At 74.1% G+C, this 17,010-nt stretch carries 11 protein-coding genes and 1 pseudogene; 6 read left to right on the plus strand and 6 right to left on the minus strand.

Features of this window, described 5'->3' with window-relative positions; all coding sequences use genetic code 11:
• Positions 1-10: 10 nt before the first annotated feature.
• Both DOO78_RS16445 and DOO78_RS16450 read right to left on the minus strand, forming a co-directional pair.
• The gene (locus DOO78_RS16445) at positions 11-1,918 is read right to left on the minus strand and encodes an ATP-binding protein (protein ID WP_128080073.1); all 1,908 of its coding nucleotides are present in this window, start codon (positions 1,916-1,918) and stop codon (positions 11-13) included.
• 163 nt (positions 1,919-2,081) lie between these two features.
• Positions 2,082-3,738 (minus strand): annotated as a pseudogene (locus tag DOO78_RS16450) (gamma-glutamyltransferase family protein).
• A gap of 83 nt (positions 3,739-3,821) precedes the next feature.
• Between DOO78_RS16450 and pncA the strand changes: the two are divergent.
• Positions 3,822-4,478: a bifunctional nicotinamidase/pyrazinamidase gene (pncA, locus tag DOO78_RS16455; RefSeq protein ID WP_111470955.1), complete on the plus strand. Its 657-nt coding sequence runs from the start codon at positions 3,822-3,824 to the stop codon at positions 4,476-4,478.
• A gap of 105 nt (positions 4,479-4,583) precedes the next feature.
• On the opposite strand, the gene DOO78_RS16460 is transcribed toward pncA, so the two are convergent.
• Both DOO78_RS16460 and DOO78_RS16465 read right to left on the minus strand, forming a co-directional pair.
• Positions 4,584-6,698 (minus strand): TonB-dependent receptor, encoded by a 2,115-nt coding sequence (locus DOO78_RS16460; RefSeq protein WP_111470956.1) that lies wholly within the window; start codon positions 6,696-6,698, stop codon positions 4,584-4,586.
• A 68-nt stretch (positions 6,699-6,766) separates the two neighbouring features.
• Entirely contained in the window at positions 6,767-7,495 is a 729-nt protein-coding gene (locus DOO78_RS16465; RefSeq protein WP_111470957.1) for a maleate cis-trans isomerase family protein, read from the minus strand.
• A gap of 119 nt (positions 7,496-7,614) precedes the next feature.
• Here DOO78_RS16465 and DOO78_RS16470 point away from each other — a divergent pair, with 119 nt between their 5' ends.
• The gene (locus DOO78_RS16470; protein ID WP_165838934.1) at positions 7,615-8,445 is read left to right on the plus strand and encodes a dienelactone hydrolase family protein; all 831 of its coding nucleotides are present in this window, start codon (positions 7,615-7,617) and stop codon (positions 8,443-8,445) included.
• 56 nt (positions 8,446-8,501) lie between these two features.
• On the plus strand, positions 8,502-9,593 hold the full coding sequence (dinB, locus tag DOO78_RS16475; protein ID WP_243634576.1) for a DNA polymerase IV: 1,092 nt from the start codon (positions 8,502-8,504) through the stop codon (positions 9,591-9,593).
• A 23-nt stretch (positions 9,594-9,616) separates the two neighbouring features.
• On the opposite strand, the gene DOO78_RS16480 is transcribed toward dinB, so the two are convergent.
• The gene (locus DOO78_RS16480; RefSeq protein WP_111470960.1) at positions 9,617-10,276 is read right to left on the minus strand and encodes a TetR/AcrR family transcriptional regulator; all 660 of its coding nucleotides are present in this window, start codon (positions 10,274-10,276) and stop codon (positions 9,617-9,619) included.
• A 124-nt stretch (positions 10,277-10,400) separates the two neighbouring features.
• On the opposite strand from DOO78_RS16480, the gene DOO78_RS16485 reads away from it, so the two are divergent.
• Complete coding sequence (locus DOO78_RS16485; RefSeq protein ID WP_111470961.1) at positions 10,401-11,567, plus strand: efflux RND transporter periplasmic adaptor subunit; 1,167 nt, start codon at positions 10,401-10,403, stop codon at positions 11,565-11,567.
• Complete coding sequence (locus DOO78_RS16490; protein WP_111470962.1) at positions 11,564-14,722, plus strand: efflux RND transporter permease subunit; 3,159 nt, start codon at positions 11,564-11,566, stop codon at positions 14,720-14,722. Before DOO78_RS16485 ends, DOO78_RS16490 begins: the two co-directional genes overlap by 4 nt.
• A 205-nt stretch (positions 14,723-14,927) precedes the next feature.
• On the opposite strand, the gene DOO78_RS16495 is transcribed toward DOO78_RS16490, so the two are convergent.
• Positions 14,928-15,767: an IclR family transcriptional regulator gene (locus DOO78_RS16495; RefSeq protein ID WP_111470963.1), complete on the minus strand. Its 840-nt coding sequence runs from the start codon at positions 15,765-15,767 to the stop codon at positions 14,928-14,930.
• Between the two features lie 130 nt (positions 15,768-15,897).
• Between DOO78_RS16495 and DOO78_RS16500 the strand changes: the two genes are divergently transcribed.
• Positions 15,898-16,998 (plus strand): amidohydrolase family protein, encoded by a 1,101-nt coding sequence (locus DOO78_RS16500; RefSeq protein ID WP_111470964.1) that lies wholly within the window; start codon positions 15,898-15,900, stop codon positions 16,996-16,998.
• The last annotated feature ends 12 nt before the right edge of the window (positions 16,999-17,010 follow it).

Genomic DNA, 17,010 nt, shown 5'->3' on the forward strand with positions numbered 1-17,010 from the left:
CGCCGCGAGGCTAGCATGCCCCATGCCAGTCGAGCCGGGCCGGCCCGCTCGCCTGGATTGGCCCGCCGCGTCCCGGGCCGGCCGCCGTGCCCTCCCCTGCGGCGGCCGGGACCAGCCGCGCCAGCTCCGCCCGCAGCACCGCGCGGTCGATCGGCTTCGTCAGGTGCCCGTCCATGCCCGCCGCGCGGATGGCCGCGCTGTCCTCCGGCATGGCATAGGCGGTGAGCGCGACGACCGGCACGCGGCCCAGCCGCCCCGGCAGGGCGCGGATCAGCCCCGTGGTCGCGTAGCCATCCAGCCCGGGCATGCCGATATCCATCAGCACCAGGTCGGGCTGCGCCCCGGCCCGCAGCATGGCGATGGCCTTGGCGCCATCCGCCGCCTCCAGCACCGCATGGCCATCCTGCTCCAGCAGGGCGCGGGCGATCCGCCGGTTGGCCGTGGCATCGTCGACGACGAGGATGCGCAGCGCGGCACGCGGCGACAGGGCCGGCGGGGCCGGGGCAGCCGGCGCGGCCGGCGCGGCCGGCGCGGCGGCGGGCAGGGGCAGGCTGGCGGTGAAGCGGCTGCCGCGCTCCTCCGGCCCCGGGCCATAGTCCAGCCGGCCGCCCATGGCACGCGCCAGCGCGGCGCTGATGGCGAGGCCGAGGCCGGTGCCGCGCCCGGCCTCGCTCTCCTGCCGCGACTGGGCGAACTCCATGAAGAGGCTGTCCCGCATCTCGGCCGGGACCCCCGCGCCGGTGTCGAGGACGGCGAGGCTCAGCCCGCCCTCCGGCCGGCAGCGCGCCTCGAGGGTCACGGCGCCGCCTGCCGGCGTGAATTTCACGGCATTGCCCAGCAGGTTCAGCAGGATCTGCCGCAGCCGCACCGGATCGGCGAGCACCGTCTCCGGCAGGTCAGGCGCCAGGTCCGGCACGAGGTCGATCCGCTTCTCCGCGGCGGCGCCGCGGACCATGTCCAGCGCCTCCCGCAGCAGGACCCGCAGCGGCACCGGCCGCGGCGCGAGCTCGATGCGGCCGGCCTCGATGCGGGTGAGGTCGAGCACGTCGTTGACGATGGCCAGCAGGTGCCGCCCCGCCTGTTCGAGTGTCTCCGCCTGTTCGCGCTGGCGGGCCGAGAGCGCCGCGTCTCGCGCCAGAACCTGCGCCATGCCGAAGACGCCGTTGAGCGGGGTGCGCAGTTCATGGCTCATACGGGCGAGGAAGCGGGATTTCTCCCGGCTCGCGGCGGTCGCGGTGTCGCGCGCCCGGGTCAGCACGGCCTCGGCCGCCAGGGCGCTCCGCTCCCCGGCCAGGGCGACGAGCAGCACCGCATGGCTGGCGAGCAGGGCGACGCCGATGATGGCGATGAGGTCGTCCCACATCGCCGCCGGTGCCTCGCCGCCATGGGTCTGGAAGGGAAGCACGAAGGCCAATCCGGCGCGCGCCGCATAGGTGACGCCGTGCGCGACCAGCACGCCGATCGCCGCGCGGTGCGAGGGCAGCGGATGCCGCCGTATGCCCTGGCGGAAGGCCTGCGCGTTCGCCAGGCTGTAGAGGGTGATGATCGCCGAGCCCAGGGCGACTCGCTCGGGCAGCGAGGTGAGGAAGCCGGGCAGCAGGCAGCCGGCGCCCCAGGCCGCCGCGCCGGCCAGCAGGCCCGGCGCCTGCACGTCGAGGCCGGAGAAGCGCCGCGTGCCGCCCCAGAGCAGGCCGTAGCCGAAGCAGATGGCGGCGTTGCCGAGCAGGATCGGGATCCAGTCCGGCACCAGCCCGCGCAACGCGAAGACCGGCATCGACAGCGCCCAGGCGAGATGCGCGGCACCCCACCAGGCCAGGGCCGGCTGGGTTCTGTCGCGCCGCCAGATGAGGAGGAACAGCCAGGCGAAGACCGTCGCCAGGGCAAAGCTGAGCGCGACGCGGGCGGAGGTCAACTGCAAGAGACGTGCATCCTGCGAGGCAAGGGCAGGGAGCGCACGCAAAAGGCGTCCACTGCGCAAGTTTATTAATCACAGGTTGTATAACAAGTCATGTATACTGGGCAACCGTCTCCCGTGGCCTCCCGCGCGTCGGGCGCGTTTGCCAGGCCCGCGCGGCGCGGAATCAACGCCCCCGGGCTTGGTCCGGCCAGAAGCGCACCCCGGGGCGCGCCAGCCCGCCGCCGAGGCCGATCGCCGTGCCATCCGCCCGCCAGCAGGCGGCGCCCTCGAGCATTCCCCCGGCCCCGAAGCCGATGGCGCACATCCCGCCCGCGACATGCGGCAGCCGCAGCGGCGCATGGCCGCGCGCGCGCAACCCGGCCGCGGTCGCGTCGGCGAAGCCGGCTTCCAGCTCCAGCGCCAGGCCCTGGGTCCAGAGCCGCGGCGCCTCCACCGCCGCCTGCAGCGGCATCCCGTGGTCGATGAGGTTGATCAGCGCCTGCATGGCCGAGCCGAAGATGCGCAGGCCCCCGGGCAGGCCGAGCGCCACCATCGGCGCCCCGTCGCGGAGCGCGATCAGCGGCGCCTGGCTGGTGGTGATGCGCTTGCCCGGGGCGATGGAGAGCGCATGGCCCGGCCGCGGGTCGAACAGCGCCATGTAGTTGTTCGGGATCAGCCCGAGCGCCGGGATCAGGAAGCGGGCGCCGAACAGGCTGTTGATGGTGTGCGTCGCGCAGAGGATATGGCCTTCGGCATCGGCGACGGTCAGATGCGTGGTGTTCGGGCTCTCGCCCGCGGCCGGCATAGGATTTCGACAGCAGCGTCTCGACCGGCACGGCGACGAAATCCGGGTCGGCGGTGGCGGCGGCGCGGTCGGCGAAGGCGATCTTCAGCGCCTCGGCGATCAGGTGGCAGCTCTCGGCCGTGCCGAAGCCGAGATGCCGCAGGTCGAAGCCCTCCAGGATGTTCAGCATCTGGATGACGTGCACGCCGCCCGAGGAAGGCGGCGGCGGCCCGACCACCTCGATGCCGCGATAGGTGCCGCGGACCGGGGCGCGGGCGACGAGGCGCATGTCGCGCAGATCGGCCGCCGTCAGCAGCCCGCCGCGGCGGGCGATCTCCTCGGCGACCAGGGCGCCGAGCGCGCCGCCATGCAGCGCCCCCGGCCCCTCGCGGGCGATGGTCTCGAGCGTCTCGGCCTGGGCGCCGATGACGAGCCGCGCCCCGGCCGCCAGCGGCGTGCCGCCGGGCAGCAGCAGGGCGGCGATGGCCGGGTCGCGCGCCAGGTCCGGCGCCGCCTCGGCGATGCATTCGGCGAGATAGGGGGTGACCGCGAAGCCGCGCCGGGCGAGCCGGATGGCGGGCGCCATGACATCGGCCAGCAGCAGCCGTCCATGCCGCTCCAGCGCCGCGCACCAGGCGAGCAGGTTGCCGGGCACGGCGACGGCGCGCGAGCCGACCGCATTCGCCCGATCCACCGTCTCCAGCGCCGCCGGCCAGTCCTGGCTGACCGGCGTGAACATGTCCGGCCTTCCGGCGGCGGGCACGGTGGAGAGGCCGTCCAACACCTCGTGCCGGCCATCGGGCAGGCGCAGATGCGTCATGCCGCCGCCGAGCAGCCCGACCATCATCGGCTCGACCACGGTGAGGGCGAAGAGGGCGGCGATGCCGGCGTCCACCGCATTGCCGCCGGCCGCCAGCATCTCGGCGCCGGCGGCGGAGGCGAGGGGGTGGTTGGTGACGACCATGCCGCGGCTGCCGAGGGCCGGCTGCTTCTCGGGGGTGAAGGTGGTGCCGGCGCGGGCGCGCCAATCCGATGCGGTCATGCCGGGAGCCTCCATCCGATCGCGGCGGCCGGCAAGCCCGCGGTGGCGCGCGCGGCGGTCCCGTTGCAAGCTGCCGGGACCGCCGCGAGGGAGTCCTCATGACCGCCATCCGCCTGGACGCCGCCACCGACATCCTCGGCATCGTCGACGTCCAGCCCACCTTCATGCCGGGCGGCGAGCTGCCGGTCGCCGGGGGGGAGGCGGTGGTGCCGGTGATCAACCGGCTGCTGGACGGCCCCTTCGCGCATGCCTTCGCCACGCAGGACTGGCACCCGCCCGGGCATTCCTCCTTCGCCTCCTCGCATCCGGGCCGGGCGCCCTTCGAGAGCGTCGAGATGCCCTACGGCCCGCAGACCCTCTGGCCCGACCATGCCATCCAGGGCAGCGCGACCGCCGCGCTGCATCCGGCGCTGGCGCCGGCGCGGATCGAGCTGGTGATCCGCAAGGGCTTCCGGCCGGAGGTCGACAGCTACTCCGCCTTCTTCGAGAACGACCGGCGGACCACGACCGGGCTGCATGGCTGGCTGCGGGAGCGGGGGATGCGGCGGCTCTTCCTCGCTGGCCTGGCCACGGATTACTGCGTCGCCTTCTCCGCCGAGGATGCGGCGCGGCTCGGCTACCAGGTCTTCGTCATCGAGGAGGCCTGCCGCGGCATCGGCCTGCCGGCGGAGGGCGGCGACACCACCATCGACGCGGCGCGCCGGCGGCTGGAAGGCATGGGCGTGCGCTTCGTGAGCATGTCCGCCTTCACCTGATCCCGGTGCCCTGCCACGGCTTCGCCGTGGCAGGCTGTGACGCATCCTGGATCAGAAGCGAATCACGGGGCCCCCGCGACGGCGCAAAGCGACGTCGTGGGGAATTCAAAACGCCCGGCTCAGCCCCGCCAGCACCGTTCGCCGCAGCCCGTATTGCGGCGCGCCGACGCCGATGCCGCTGCCGTCGCGCAGCTGGTAGATGCTGTCGAAGGCGTTGATGAGATCGAGCCGCAGCGTCCAGGTGCCGCCATCCGGCCCGGTGACATCCTGCGCCACGCCGAAATTGAAGGTGGCATAGGCCGGCAGCTTCTCGGAATTGGCGAAGCCGCGGCGCAGCCCGTTGCCGTAGAGCATGCTGGCCGAGAGCCGGCCGCCCTCCCAGCCGCGCCAGACGGTGCCGGCCGAGCCGGTGACAAGCTGGTCATGGTCGGTGCGGACATATTTGCCGGCGATATAGGCGAGCTCCTCGGCATCGAAGGTGAACTGCGCCGAGCGGATGTCCCGCGCCGCCGAGCGGCTGAGGGCGAGGTTGCCGTAGACCAGCCAGCGCTCGCTGCGCCAGTTGCCGCTGAACTCCACGCCATAGATCTTGCCCTGGCGGTAGTTGAAGGGCGTGAAGATCAGCGCGTTGCCGAACTGCCCGAAATCCAGCAGGTCCCGCACGTCCTTGTAGTAGGCGTCGACGCCGAGGGTGAGGCGCTCGCCCAGGCGCTGCGAGACGCCGATGTCGAAGCGATGCGCCCGCTCCGGCCGCACCGGGTCGTTCTGCAGGTTGGCCGCCGCGCCGGTGGTGCCCTCGAAGCGCGCCAGCGTGGCGTTCGAGACCAGTTCGAGTTGCGGCGGGGTGAAGGTGCGGGCATAGCCGGCATGGACCGTGGTGGTCTCGGTCGGCCGCCAGACCAGGTTGGCGCGCGGCGAGAGTTGCCCGGCGGTGACGTATTCCACCATCTGGTCCCAGCGGACACCGAGATTGAGCGTCAGCCGCTCGGCGAGCCGCCACTCGTCCTGCAGATAGGCGCCGTAGAGCCAGCCGGTGCGGCCGAAGCGGTCGCTGAGGGTGAAGGGGTCGTCCACCGGATTGCCCATGGCATCGAGCGGCAGGACGGTGGTGTCGCTGCGGAAGCGGGCCCGCTCGCCGGTGACCTGGAAGCCGGCGCGCAGCGTGTGGCGCTCGCTCACCCGCCAGGAGGCGTCGGTCTGCGCCCCCATGGCGAGGCTGCCGCGATAGACGTCCGAGGCGACGCCGTTGAACACCATCTCCCCCACCACGCTCGGCACGTAGTGGATGGAGGAGGAGCGGAGGAAGGGCGCGATCTGCAGGTCGACATCGCCCCAGCTCTTCTGCAGGGCGGCGGTGCCGTACCAGGTGCGCTCCCACTGCCGGGCCCGCAGCCCGGTGCTGTCGAAGTCGGCGACGCCAAAGGCGGTGTAGTCCGGCGCGATCCCGGGCGTGGTCGGGATGCGGAAGCGGTTGAGCGCGGTGCCGGCGATGAGCGAGAGGCGCGTGGTGTCGTCCAATTGCCGGGCGGCATAGGCGAGGCCGCGGGTCTGCTCGGTGCCGCCGTTGCGCGCCTGCCAGGAGCTGGTCGGGTTCTCGATCCCTTGGTCGCTGCGGAGGAAGCTGCCGCTGGCGAAGACGTCCCAGCCGCCGATCAGCCCGGCCCAATTGGCATAGGGCTGGACCGTGCCGCGCGAGCCGCCCTGCACGCCGATGGCGCCCCCGGGATCGAGCGCGCCGCTGCGCGTCTCGAGATCGATGACGGCGTTGGTGCGGAAGCCGAATTGCGCCGGCAGGGCGCCGGTGAGGACGGAGACGCTGCGCAGCGAGCGGGCGTCGAAGACCTGGCCGAAGCCGGATATCCCCTCGGGCAGCGCCACGCCGTTCAGCCGGTATTGCAGGTTGCGGTGCTCGCCGCGGACATGGATGTCGCCGAAGCTGTCCTGCACCACGCCCGGCGTCTGCAGCAGCACCTGGTTCAGCGGCTGCGCGCCGCCGCCGGGCAGCGCCTCGATCGTCTCGCGGTCCACCGTGGTCTCGCGGCTGCCGAAGCGGGCGAGGATGCCCTGCCGCGCCGCCGCGGCGCGCTGCGCCTGCACCACCAGCTCCGGCAGCGTCGTCACCGCGGCGTCGGCGCCGGTGACCTGGGGGTTGGTCTGCTGGGCGAAGGCGGGCAGGGCGAGGGGTGCGAGCAGGAGGCCGAGGCCGAGGCGGTGGGTCATGGGTTAGGGTTATATTATAACGTAACCGGCCGACAAGCCGGTGCGGCGCGGTTTTCCCGGCCGCCGCGCTACCAGGGCAGCGTGAAGACCCGCCCGTGCCGCGCCAGTGGCGCCGGGTCGGCGCCCGCCACGCCGAAGGCGCCCCAGAGCGAGACGGCGACGCTGTCGAGCACCGGGATGCCGAGCTCGGCCTCGAGGCGCGGCGCGAGGCGGGCGCCGCGGAAATTGGTGCAGTGGATGGCGATCGCCTCCGGCCCCGCCGCCGCGACCTCCCGCACCAGCCGCTCGATCACCGGCTCGGCATGGTCGGCGAAGCTGAAATTGCCCGGATCCTCCAGGTGCCGCTCGGCGACGCAGGTGAGCCCGGCCTCGGCCCAGCGCGCCGCGATCGCCCGCTGCACCTCGCCCAGATAGGGCGTGACCAGCCCGATCCGGCGCGCGCCGAGGGCGGCGAAGGCCCGCATCAGGGCCAGCGTCGCGGTGGTCGCCGGGATGCCGGTCTCGGCGATGATGGCGGCGCAGAGCGCCCGGTCCTGCTCGAGGCCGAGCCAGGCGCCGGAGGTGCCGTTCCAGCAGATGGCCTGCACCTTCGCATCGGCCAGCAACCCGGCGGCGGCCAGGACCGGCGCGAGGTCGAATTGCGCCCGCGATCCCGCGCCCATGTCGATCGCCACCACCCGGAAGCGGGCGAAATGCGCCGTCGCGCCCGGCCGGTCGGCCAGCATCGCCGCGGTCAGCGGCTCCAGCACCGTGTTCGAGGAGGGGGTGAGCATGCCGAGGCGGAGGGGACTGTCCATGCCCCCTTCTCCGGCAGGCGGGACCGGGCGGTCAACGCCGCCGCCCGTGCGGGCGGTCACAGCGGGCCGGCCGGCAGGGTGACAAGCTTCCCTGCACTGGAGACGATTGCGGAGGGGCGATGCGAACCATGGCCTGCCGGCGACTGGCCGCGCTGCTCGCCCTGCTGCTCGTCTCCCTGCCGCTGGCCCGGGGCGGGGCCCGGGCGGCGGAGCCGATGCCGGAGGAGGCCCGCCCCAGCGCGCTGCTCCGGCTCGGCGCGGAGCACGGCCTGCTGACCGTGCCGCCCGACCGGGCGCCCGATCCGGCGCCCGACCTGCCGCCGGGCGGGCGCTGGCCGGTGGCGATCCTGCTGCCCGACAGCGACGGCAGCGAGAGGCGCGGCACGCTCTATGGCGAGCGGCTGCTGCAGAACGGCATCGCCCTGCTCGAACCCCTGCCGGACGAGGCAGCCGAGGGCATGGCCGCCGACCGGCTGGCGGCGAGCCTGGCGGCCATCGCCGCCGATCCGCGCCTCGATGGCCGGCGCATCGCGGTGCTCGGGCTCGGGGCCGGGGCGCGGCAGGCGCTGCTCGGGCTGGCGGCGCGCCCGGCCCCGGTCGCCCTGGCGCTGCTCTATCCGGGCTGCGACGCGGCGCTCGCCGAGCTCGCGCGCGGCCTGGCCGGCCTGCGCGTGCTGCTGCTGCATGGCGATGCCGATCCGGCGAACGACGCCGCGGCCTGCGCGGCGCTGGCCGCCGCCTTCCCGGCCTCGGCCAGGCCGCGCCACCGCCTGCTGCCCGGCACCGGCTATGGCTGGGACGCGCTTGGCCTGGCGCCGCCCGGCGCCGCGGTCCTGCTGCCCGATCCGGCGGGGCAGGCGCGGCGGCTGCGGGCCTGGCCCGATCCGGACGCGACGCTGATCGCCGCCGACCAGCTCCTCGGCTTCCTCCTCGCCGCCTTCGGGCGCTGACGCGGGCGGGCCGCGCCGGGGCGACCATGCTATGCTCGGCGGCGGAGCCACTGCCCGTGACCGCCCCGATCCGCAAGATCTGCCATGTCGATCTCGACGCCTTCTATGCGAGCGTCGAGCAGCGCGACGACCCGGCCCTGCGCGGCCGGCCGCTCGCCGTCGGCGGCTCGCGCGAGCGCGGCGTGGTGGCGGCGGCGAGCTACGAGGCGCGGCGCTTCGGCGTCCGCTCCGCCATGCCCTCCAGCCAGGCGCTGCGGCTCTGCCCCGAGCTGGTCTTCGTCAAGCCGCGCTTCGAGGTCTACCGCGCCATCTCGCGCCAGATCCGCGGCATCTACGAGGCCTATACGCCGCTGGTCGAGCCGCTTTCGCTCGACGAGGCCTATCTCGACGTCACCGAGAACCTGAAGGGCATCCCCTGGGCGAGCCGCATCGCCACCGAGATCCGCGCCGCGATCCGCGCGGAGACCGGGCTGACCGCCTCGGCCGGCGTCTCCTACAACAAATTCCTCGCCAAGCTGGCCTCCGACCACCGCAAGCCGGACGGGCAGTTCGTCATCACGCCGGAGATGGGGCCGGGCTTCGTCGAGGGGCTGGAGGTGGCGCGCTTCCACGGCGTCGGCCCGGCGACGGCGGCGAAGATGCACCGGCTCGGCATCCGCACCGGCCGCGACCTGCGCGAGCAGCCGCTCGCCGTCCTGCAGCAGCATTTCGGCAAGGCCGGGGCGCATTTCCACGCCATCGCCCGCGGCGAGGACGACCGGCCGGTGCGGCCCGACCGGCCGCGCCGCTCGAGCGGCAGCGAGACCACCTATCCGCAGGACCTGACCGAGACGGCGCAGGTGGAGGCCGGGCTGGCGGCGCTGGCGGCCGAGGTCTCGGACTGGTGCGAGCGGCATCGCTGGTTCGGCCGCACGGTGACGGTGAAGCTGCGCTACGCCGATTTCCGCACCGTGACGCGCAGCCGCACCCGGCCGGCGCCGGTGCAGGGGAGGGAGGCGCTCACCGCCGCGGCGCTCGATCTGGTGCGCGGGCTCTTCCCGCTGCGGCGGCCGGTGCGGCTGCTCGGCGTGACCGTGGCGGCGGCCGAGGCGACGGAGGAGCGGGCGCAGCCGAGCTTCGATTTCGGCCCCGCCCCGCCGGCCGCCTGAGGCCAGCGCGCATCGGGGGCGCGTCAGGGGGCAGCGCCGAGGCCGGCGAGAAGGAGATCGAGATGCGCCGCCTGCATGGCGGCGAGATCGGGCGCCGCCTCGCCGAGGATCATCTGCCAGACCGAGCCGGCCACGGCCGGCGCCATGATCACCGCGGCGAGGCCGGGCAGGGCGGCGGCGGCCGGGCGGAACTCGCCCGAGGCGACGCCGGCCCGCAGCACCGCCCGCGCGATGCCGAGCGCCCGGTCCAGGATCTCCCGGCGGTAGAACTCGGCGAGCTCGGGCACCCGCTCGGCCTCGGTGAGGATGAGGCGGAACAGGGCGCGCTCCTGCTTCTCCTCGCGCAGGCGGGCATAGGCCAGGGCGATCAGGTCGGCGAGCAATTGCCGCGCCGAGCCCTCGAAGCCGCTGAGCCGCCGCTCGGCATCCTCGAAGACCGGCCGGGCGCAGGCGGTGATGCTGGCCTGGAAAAGCTCGGCCTTCGAGGGGAAGTAGTGGTAGATCAACCCCTTGGCGATGCCGGCCCGGCGCGCCACCGCGGCCATGCGGGCGCCGGCATAGCCCCGCTCGGCGAATTCCTCGATCGCCGCGGCGAGGATCTGCGGCATGCGGGCCTCGGGCGGCAGCCGCGCGCGGGGCTCCTGCCGGCCATCCCCCCCGGTCGCTGCCGCCGCCTCGGTCATCGGTCCGTCATCCTTCGATCCGATTATTGACCTTCTGGTCAATATCCCTAGATTGCCTCTCGCAGCTATTGACCATGAGGTCAACCGCAGGCGCGGAGGAGAGGCCGAAGGGCCGCTGGGACAGATGCCGGACCACCTGCTTCCCGACCCGATCGCCCTCGGCGAGCCGGCGGCGCCACGGCCCGCCCGCCGGCGGCGCTGGCTGCTGCTGGGGGCGGCGGCGCTGCTGCTGGCCGCCGGCGGCCTCTGGCTCGGCCGGCACCGCGCCGCCGCGCCCCCGCCGCCCGCGGCCGCCGCCGAGCCGCCGCCGGCGCTGACCGTCGGCCTGGTCCCGGCGCGGCGGCAGGTGCTGCGCCGCCCGGCGATCGGCGACGGCTCCGTCACCGCCTGGCAGGAGCTGATCCTCGGCACCGAGACCGGCGGGCTGCGCGTCGTCGAGGTGGGGTTCGAGGAGGGCGACGCGGTGCGGCAGGGCCAGGTGCTGGTCCGTCTCGACCCCGCTTTGCCGACGGCCCAGCTCGCCCAGGCGGCGGCGGCCGAGTCCGAGGCGGAGGCGGCGCTGCGCATCGCCGAGGCCGATCTCCGCCGCTCCAGCGAGCTCGCCCGCACCGAGAACGTCGCCCGCCAGATCCTGGAGCAGCGGCAATCCGCCGCCCGGCAGGCGGCGGCGCGGCTCGAGGCGGCCCGCGCCCGGCGCGAGGAGGCGGCGGCGCGCCTTGCCCAGACCCGCATCCTGGCGCCGAGCGACGGCATCGTCTCCCGCCGCAGCGTCCTGCTCGGCGCCGTGGTGCAGCCGGGCCAGGAGATGCTGCGCCTGATCCGCGACGGCCGGCTGGAGCTGGATGCGAGGGTGCCCGAGCTCGACCTCGCCGGCATCGCCCCCGGGCAGGCGGCGCGGGTCTTCCATGGCGAGCGGGAGATCCCGGCGCAGGTGCGCGCGGTGGCGCCGGTCGTCGCCGGCGACACCCGGCTCGGCATCGTCCACCTGATGCTGCCGGCCGGCTCCGGGCTGCGCCCCGGCATGTTCGCCCGCGCCGAGATCGCCCCGCCCGAGACACCCGCCGCCCTGACCGTGCCGCAGGAGGCGGTGGTGTTCCGCGCCGGCGCGCCGGTGGTCTTCGTCCTGCCGGCGGGCACCGATCACGTGGCGCAGCGCCGCCTCGTCACCGGCCAGCGCGGGGACGGGCAGGTGGAGGTGCTGGACGGCCTCGCGGAAGGCGAGCGGGTGGTCGCGGCCGGCGCCGGCTTCCTCACCGAGGGCGACCGCGTGCGCGTCGCCGCCGGCCCATGACCCGCCCCGACGCGCCGCCGGCCGATGCCGCGGCCTATCGCAACATCTCCGGCTGGGCGATCCGCAACCCGATCGCCACCATCGTGCTGTTCCTGCTGCTGACCGTCGGCGGGCTGGTCGCCTTCCCGAGCCTCCGCATCAACAACACGCCCGATATCGACCTGCCGGCCGTCGTCGTCACCGTGCTGCAGCCCGGCGCCGCGCCGGCCGAGCTCGAGACGCAGGTGACGCGGCGCATCGAGGACGCGGTCGCCGGCATCGGCGACGTCAAGCACATCACCTCCATCGTGCAGGACGGCACCTCGACCACGGTGATCGAGTTCTCGCTCGCCAAGGACCCCGACCGGGCGACCAACGACGTGCGCGACAAGGTGGCGCAGATCCGCGCCGACCTGCCGGCGGCGATCCGCGACCCGATCGTCAGCCGCGTCGAGATCACCGGCGGCGCCATCCTCACCTACACGGCCGCGGCGCCGGCGATGAGCACGGCCGAGCTCTCCTGGTTCGTCACCGACACCGTGGCGAAGTCCCTCCTCGCCATCCCGGGCGTCGCCCAGGTGAACCGGGTCGGCGGGGTGGAGCGGGAGATCCGCGTGGCGCTGCGCCCGGACCGGCTGCTCGCCCTCGGCATCACCGCGGCGCAGGTGAACGCCCAGCTCCGCGACGCCAACATCAACCTGCCCGGCGGCCGCGGCACGCTCGGCGCCAGCGAGCAGAGCATCCGCACCCTCGGCGCGGCCGATTCGGTCGAGACCCTGCGCGCCCGGCCGATCATCCTCTCGAACGGCCGCACCGCCCGGCTCGGCGACCTGGCCGAGGTGACGGATTCGCATGCCGAGATCCGCACCGCGGCGCGGCTGGATGGCCGGCCGGTCGTCGCCTTCGAGGTGCTGCGCACCCGCGGCTCCTCCGAGGTGCGCGTCGCGCGCGACGTCGCCGCCCGGGCGGCGCTGCTGGAGGCGGAGCATCCGGGGGTCGAGATCCGCAAGGTCACCTCCACCACCGCCTTCGTCGAGGCCGGCTATCACGGCGCCATCGAGGCGCTGCTGGTCGGCTCGGGGCTGGCGGTGCTGGTGGTCTGGATCTTCCTGCGCGACTGGCGGGCGACCCTCGTCGCCTGCCTCGCCATGCCGCTCTCGCTGATCCCGACCTTCCTCGTCCTCTCCTGGCTCGGCTATGCACTGTCCAACATCACCCTGCTGGCGCTGACCCTGGTCGTCGGCGTGCTGGTGGACGATGCCATCGTCGAGATCGAGAACATCGTCCGGCATCTGCGCAGCCGGCCGGAGCAGGGGGCCTATCGGGCGGCGCTCGAGGCCTCGGCCGAGATCGGCCTCGCCGTCATGGCGACGACCGGCGCCATCCTCGCGGTCTTCATCCCGGTCGCCTTCATGCCGGGCATCCCGGGGCAGTTCTTCCGGCAGTTCGGCCTGACCGTCGCCGCCGCCGTCACCTTCTCGCTGCTGGTCGCGCGGCTGCTGACGCCGCTGATGGGCGCCTATCTGCTGCGCCAGCCGCGCGAGCACCGTTCGGAGGAGGTCGGCGAGGGGGCGATCGGCCGGCGCTACCTGGCCCTGCTCGGCTGGTGCCTCCGGCATCGCTGGACGACGCTGGCCGGCGCCGCCGGCTTCTTCGCCCTCTCCCTCGCCCTGGTGCCGCTGATCCCCTCCGACTTCGTCCCGGCCGCCGATCGCGGCCGCTCGGCGCTGGCGATCGAGCTCGCCCCCGGCGCCACCCTCGCCGAGACCGACGCCGCGGTGCGCCAGGCGACGGCGATCCTGAAGGCGCGGCCGGAGGTGGCCTCGGTCTTCGCCTCGCTCGGCACCGCGACGGTCGCCGGCGGCCCCGGCCTCGGCAGCACCACGCGGGAGGGCGACCCGCGCAACGCCAACCTCATCGTCACCCTGGTGCCGCGCGGCGAGCGGAGGCTCAGCCAGCAGCGCTTCGAGGCGGCGGTGCGGCCGGCGCTGGAGGCCATCCCCGGCGCCCGCATCCGCTTCGGCGCCGATGGCATGAGCGGCTCCCGCGCCTCCATCACCCTGATCGGCGACGACGCCGCGGCGCTGGCCGGGGCGGCGCGCGAGCTGGAGCGGCAGATGCGGACCATCCCCGGCCTCTCCGGCGCCCGCTCGGTCGCCAGCCTGGAGCGGCCGGAGCTGCAGATCGTCCTCCGCGACGCCCGCGCCGCCGAGCTCGGCGTCTCGGCCGCGGCGATCGGCGCCACGGCGCGCATCGCCACCATCGGCGATATCGACCAGTCGCTGGCCCGCTTCACCCTGCCCGACCGGCAGATCCCGATCCGCGTCATGCTGGCGGAGACGGCGCGCAACGACATGGATGCGCTGCGCAGCCTGCGCGTCGCCGGCCGGGCCGATGTCACCGTGCCGCTCGAGGCGGTGGCGGAGATCCGCCACGGCGCCGGCCCGGCGCAGATCGACCGGCTGGACCGGGTGCGCAAGGCGACGGTGGAGGCGGAGCTGGACGGCATGCCGCTCGGCCGGGCCACGGCGCTGATCGCTGCCCTGCCGATCATGCAACACCTGCCGGCCGGGGTGCGGGAGCGCGAGACCGGCGACAAGGAGGTGATGACCGAGCTCTTCGGCGGCTTCATCATTGCGCTCGGCACCGGCGTGCTGCTGATCTACCTGGTGCTGGTGCTGCTCTTCGGCGGCTTCCTGCAGCCGCTCACCATCATGTCCGCCCTGCCGCTCTCGCTCGGCGGCGCGCTGCTGGCGCTGCTGCTGGCGCAGAAGGCGCTCGGCGTCTCGGCGGTGATCGGCGTGCTGATGCTGATGGGCATCGTCGCCAAGAACTCCATCCTGCTGGTGGAATACGCCATCGAGGCGCGCCGGGCGGGCCTCGCGCGCGGCGCGGCGCTGTTCGAGGCGGCGCGCAAGCGGGCGCGGCCGATCGTCATGACGACGATCGCGATGACGGCGGGCATGGCGCATATCGCCGCCGGACTCGGCGCCGATGCCGAGTTCCGCGCGCCGATGGCGCTGGTGGTGATCGGCGGGCTGATCACCTCGACCCTGCTGAGCCTGGTGGTGGTGCCGGTGGTCTACACGGTCGTCGACGATGTCGGACGGCTGGCGCTCCGCGCCTGGCGCTGGCGCCGCGAGCCGCGCGGGCGGATGGCCACGGAGCCGCGCTGACGGGCGGCCGCATCGATCGTGGGAAAAGGGATGGCTCCGGCGGATGTCCCGCTCGGCGACCGTGACCGCGGCCTGACGGCCGCGGTCCGGTGCTCTTTGTTGCGGGACGTTCCGCTCCCCACGCCGTCTTGGTGCCGGCGCGGAAGACGTTTCCTTTGGGCGGAAATCATCTTCCTCTCCAAGGGAGCATACCCCTTGGGTGAGGTCAAGCCCTCGTCAAGCCCATGCGGGCATGTAAAATCGGGCGCATGCGGGTTTCGATCTCGGCGCGCGCCGCCTGCAGCCGTTCCAGCACCTCCTGCCGGCGCGGCGGCTGCAGCCGGGCCGAGATGGCGGCGAGGCTGAGGGAGGCGACGGGATCGCCGACCGGGCCGAAGATCGGCTGGCCGATGCCGGTCGTGCCGGGGACGAGGTCCTGCACCACCGTGTGGCCGTCCCGGCGCGAGGCCTCGATCCAGCGCCGCAGCCGATCCTCGTCGACGCCATGGGCCGCCCGCCCGGCCCGCTGCTCCGGCGCCTGCAGCAGCCGCTCGATCTCCGCCGGGTCCTGCAGGAAGGCGAGCAGGGCGACGCTGCCGGCGCCGAGGCCCAGCACCCGCCGGTCGCCGGGATTGGTGACGACGGCGCGGATCGGGTAGGTGCCGTCGATGCGGGAGACGCAGATCGCCATGTCGCCGGAGCGGAGCGTCAGGTAGACGGTGTCCTGCGTCGCTTCCGAGAGGGCCTGCATCACCGGATGCGCCACCTCCGCCAGGCCGAAGCGGTTGGCGGCCGCGAAGGCCCAGCCCGCGAGGCGCATGCCGAGGTGATAGCGCGCCCCGGCGGCCTCCTGCTCGATGAAGCCGTGCTCGGCCAGCGCCGCCACCAGGCGGTGCACGGTGGTCTGGCTGAAGCCGGAGCGGCGCACCAGGTCGACGAAGCGCAGGCCCGTCGTGCCGGCATTGGCGAGGGCGTTGAGCAGCACGGCGGCGCGGCCGAAGGATTGCTCCAGGCCGCGTTCGCCGGGGGTGAAATTCCGCTCCATGGCCGCGGGGTGTCCGCGCATCCGCCCTCCTGGTCACGGGGCTGGTCGTTGACGGCCGGCCCCATACGTGTTTCGCTTGAAGGAATGGATTTTCCTTCTAAGGGAAATTTGTAACACCGGCAAGCCAGCCGTCCGGCGCCGGGGAGGGACGATGACGCGAGAAGCCCCGCCATCCGGCGCCTTCTCCGGCCTGGCCGGCGCCATCGACTGCGACATCCATCCGGCGCCGCCCGATCTGCGCGCCCTGCTGCCGCATCTCGATCCCTATTGGCGCGAGCATGTCGAGCGCCGCGGGCTGGAGCGGGAGAACCTCGACACCAGCGCCTATCCGCCCGCCGCGCCGATCAACGCCAACCCGGACTGGCGGCTCCCCGCCGGGCCGGCCGGCAGCAGCCTCGCCGCGCTGCAGGCGCATCTGCTCGACCCGCTGGCGCCGCGGGCGGCCATCTGCAACCTGATCCACGGCGCGCAGATGATGATGAGCGAGGACCTGTCGGCCGCGCTCTGCCGCGGGCTGAACAACTGGCTGGCCGCCGAATGGCTCGGCCGCGACGACCGGCTGCGCGCCTCGATCACCGTGCCGGTGCACAGCCCGGAGCTGGCGGCGGAGGAGATCGAGCGCCTGGCGCCCGACCGGCGCTTCGTGCAGGTGCTGCTGCTGGCCATGGCCGAGCTGCCGCTCGGGCGGCGCATGATGTGGCCGATCTATCGCGCCGCCGAGAAGCACGGCCTGCCGGTCGGCATCCATGCCGGGTCGAGCTTCCGCCACCCGCCGAGCGCCGGCGGCTGGGGCTCCACCTATCTCGAGGACTACGTCACCTATGCCCAGGGCTTCGCGGGGGCGCTGAACTCGCTGCTGGCCGAGGGCGTGTTCCAGAAATTCCCCGGCCTGCGCGTGGTGCTGATCGAGAGCGGCGTCACCTGGCTGCCGGCCAGCCTCTGGCGCATCAACAAGACCTGGCGCGGGGTGCGGGCCGAGGTGCCCTGGCTCGACCGCCTGCCCGCCGATCTGGTGCGCCAGCATGTGCGCCTCACCCTGCAGCCCTTCGACGCGCCGCCCGATGCGCGCTCCCTCGCGGTGCTGCTCGACCAGCTCGGCTCCGACGAGCTGCTGCTCTTCTCCACCGACTACCCGCACTGGCATTTCGACGCCGCGGAGGGACCGCTGCCGGCCGGGCTGCCGCCATCGCTGATCCGCAAGATCACGGTGGAGAACCCGCTGGCCACCTATCCGCGACTGGCGGCCGCCTGATGGCCCCCACCC

The sequence above is a fragment of the Roseicella frigidaeris genome (genome assembly GCF_003258945.1).
GTDB lineage: Bacteria > Pseudomonadota > Alphaproteobacteria > Acetobacterales > Acetobacteraceae > Paracraurococcus > Paracraurococcus frigidaeris.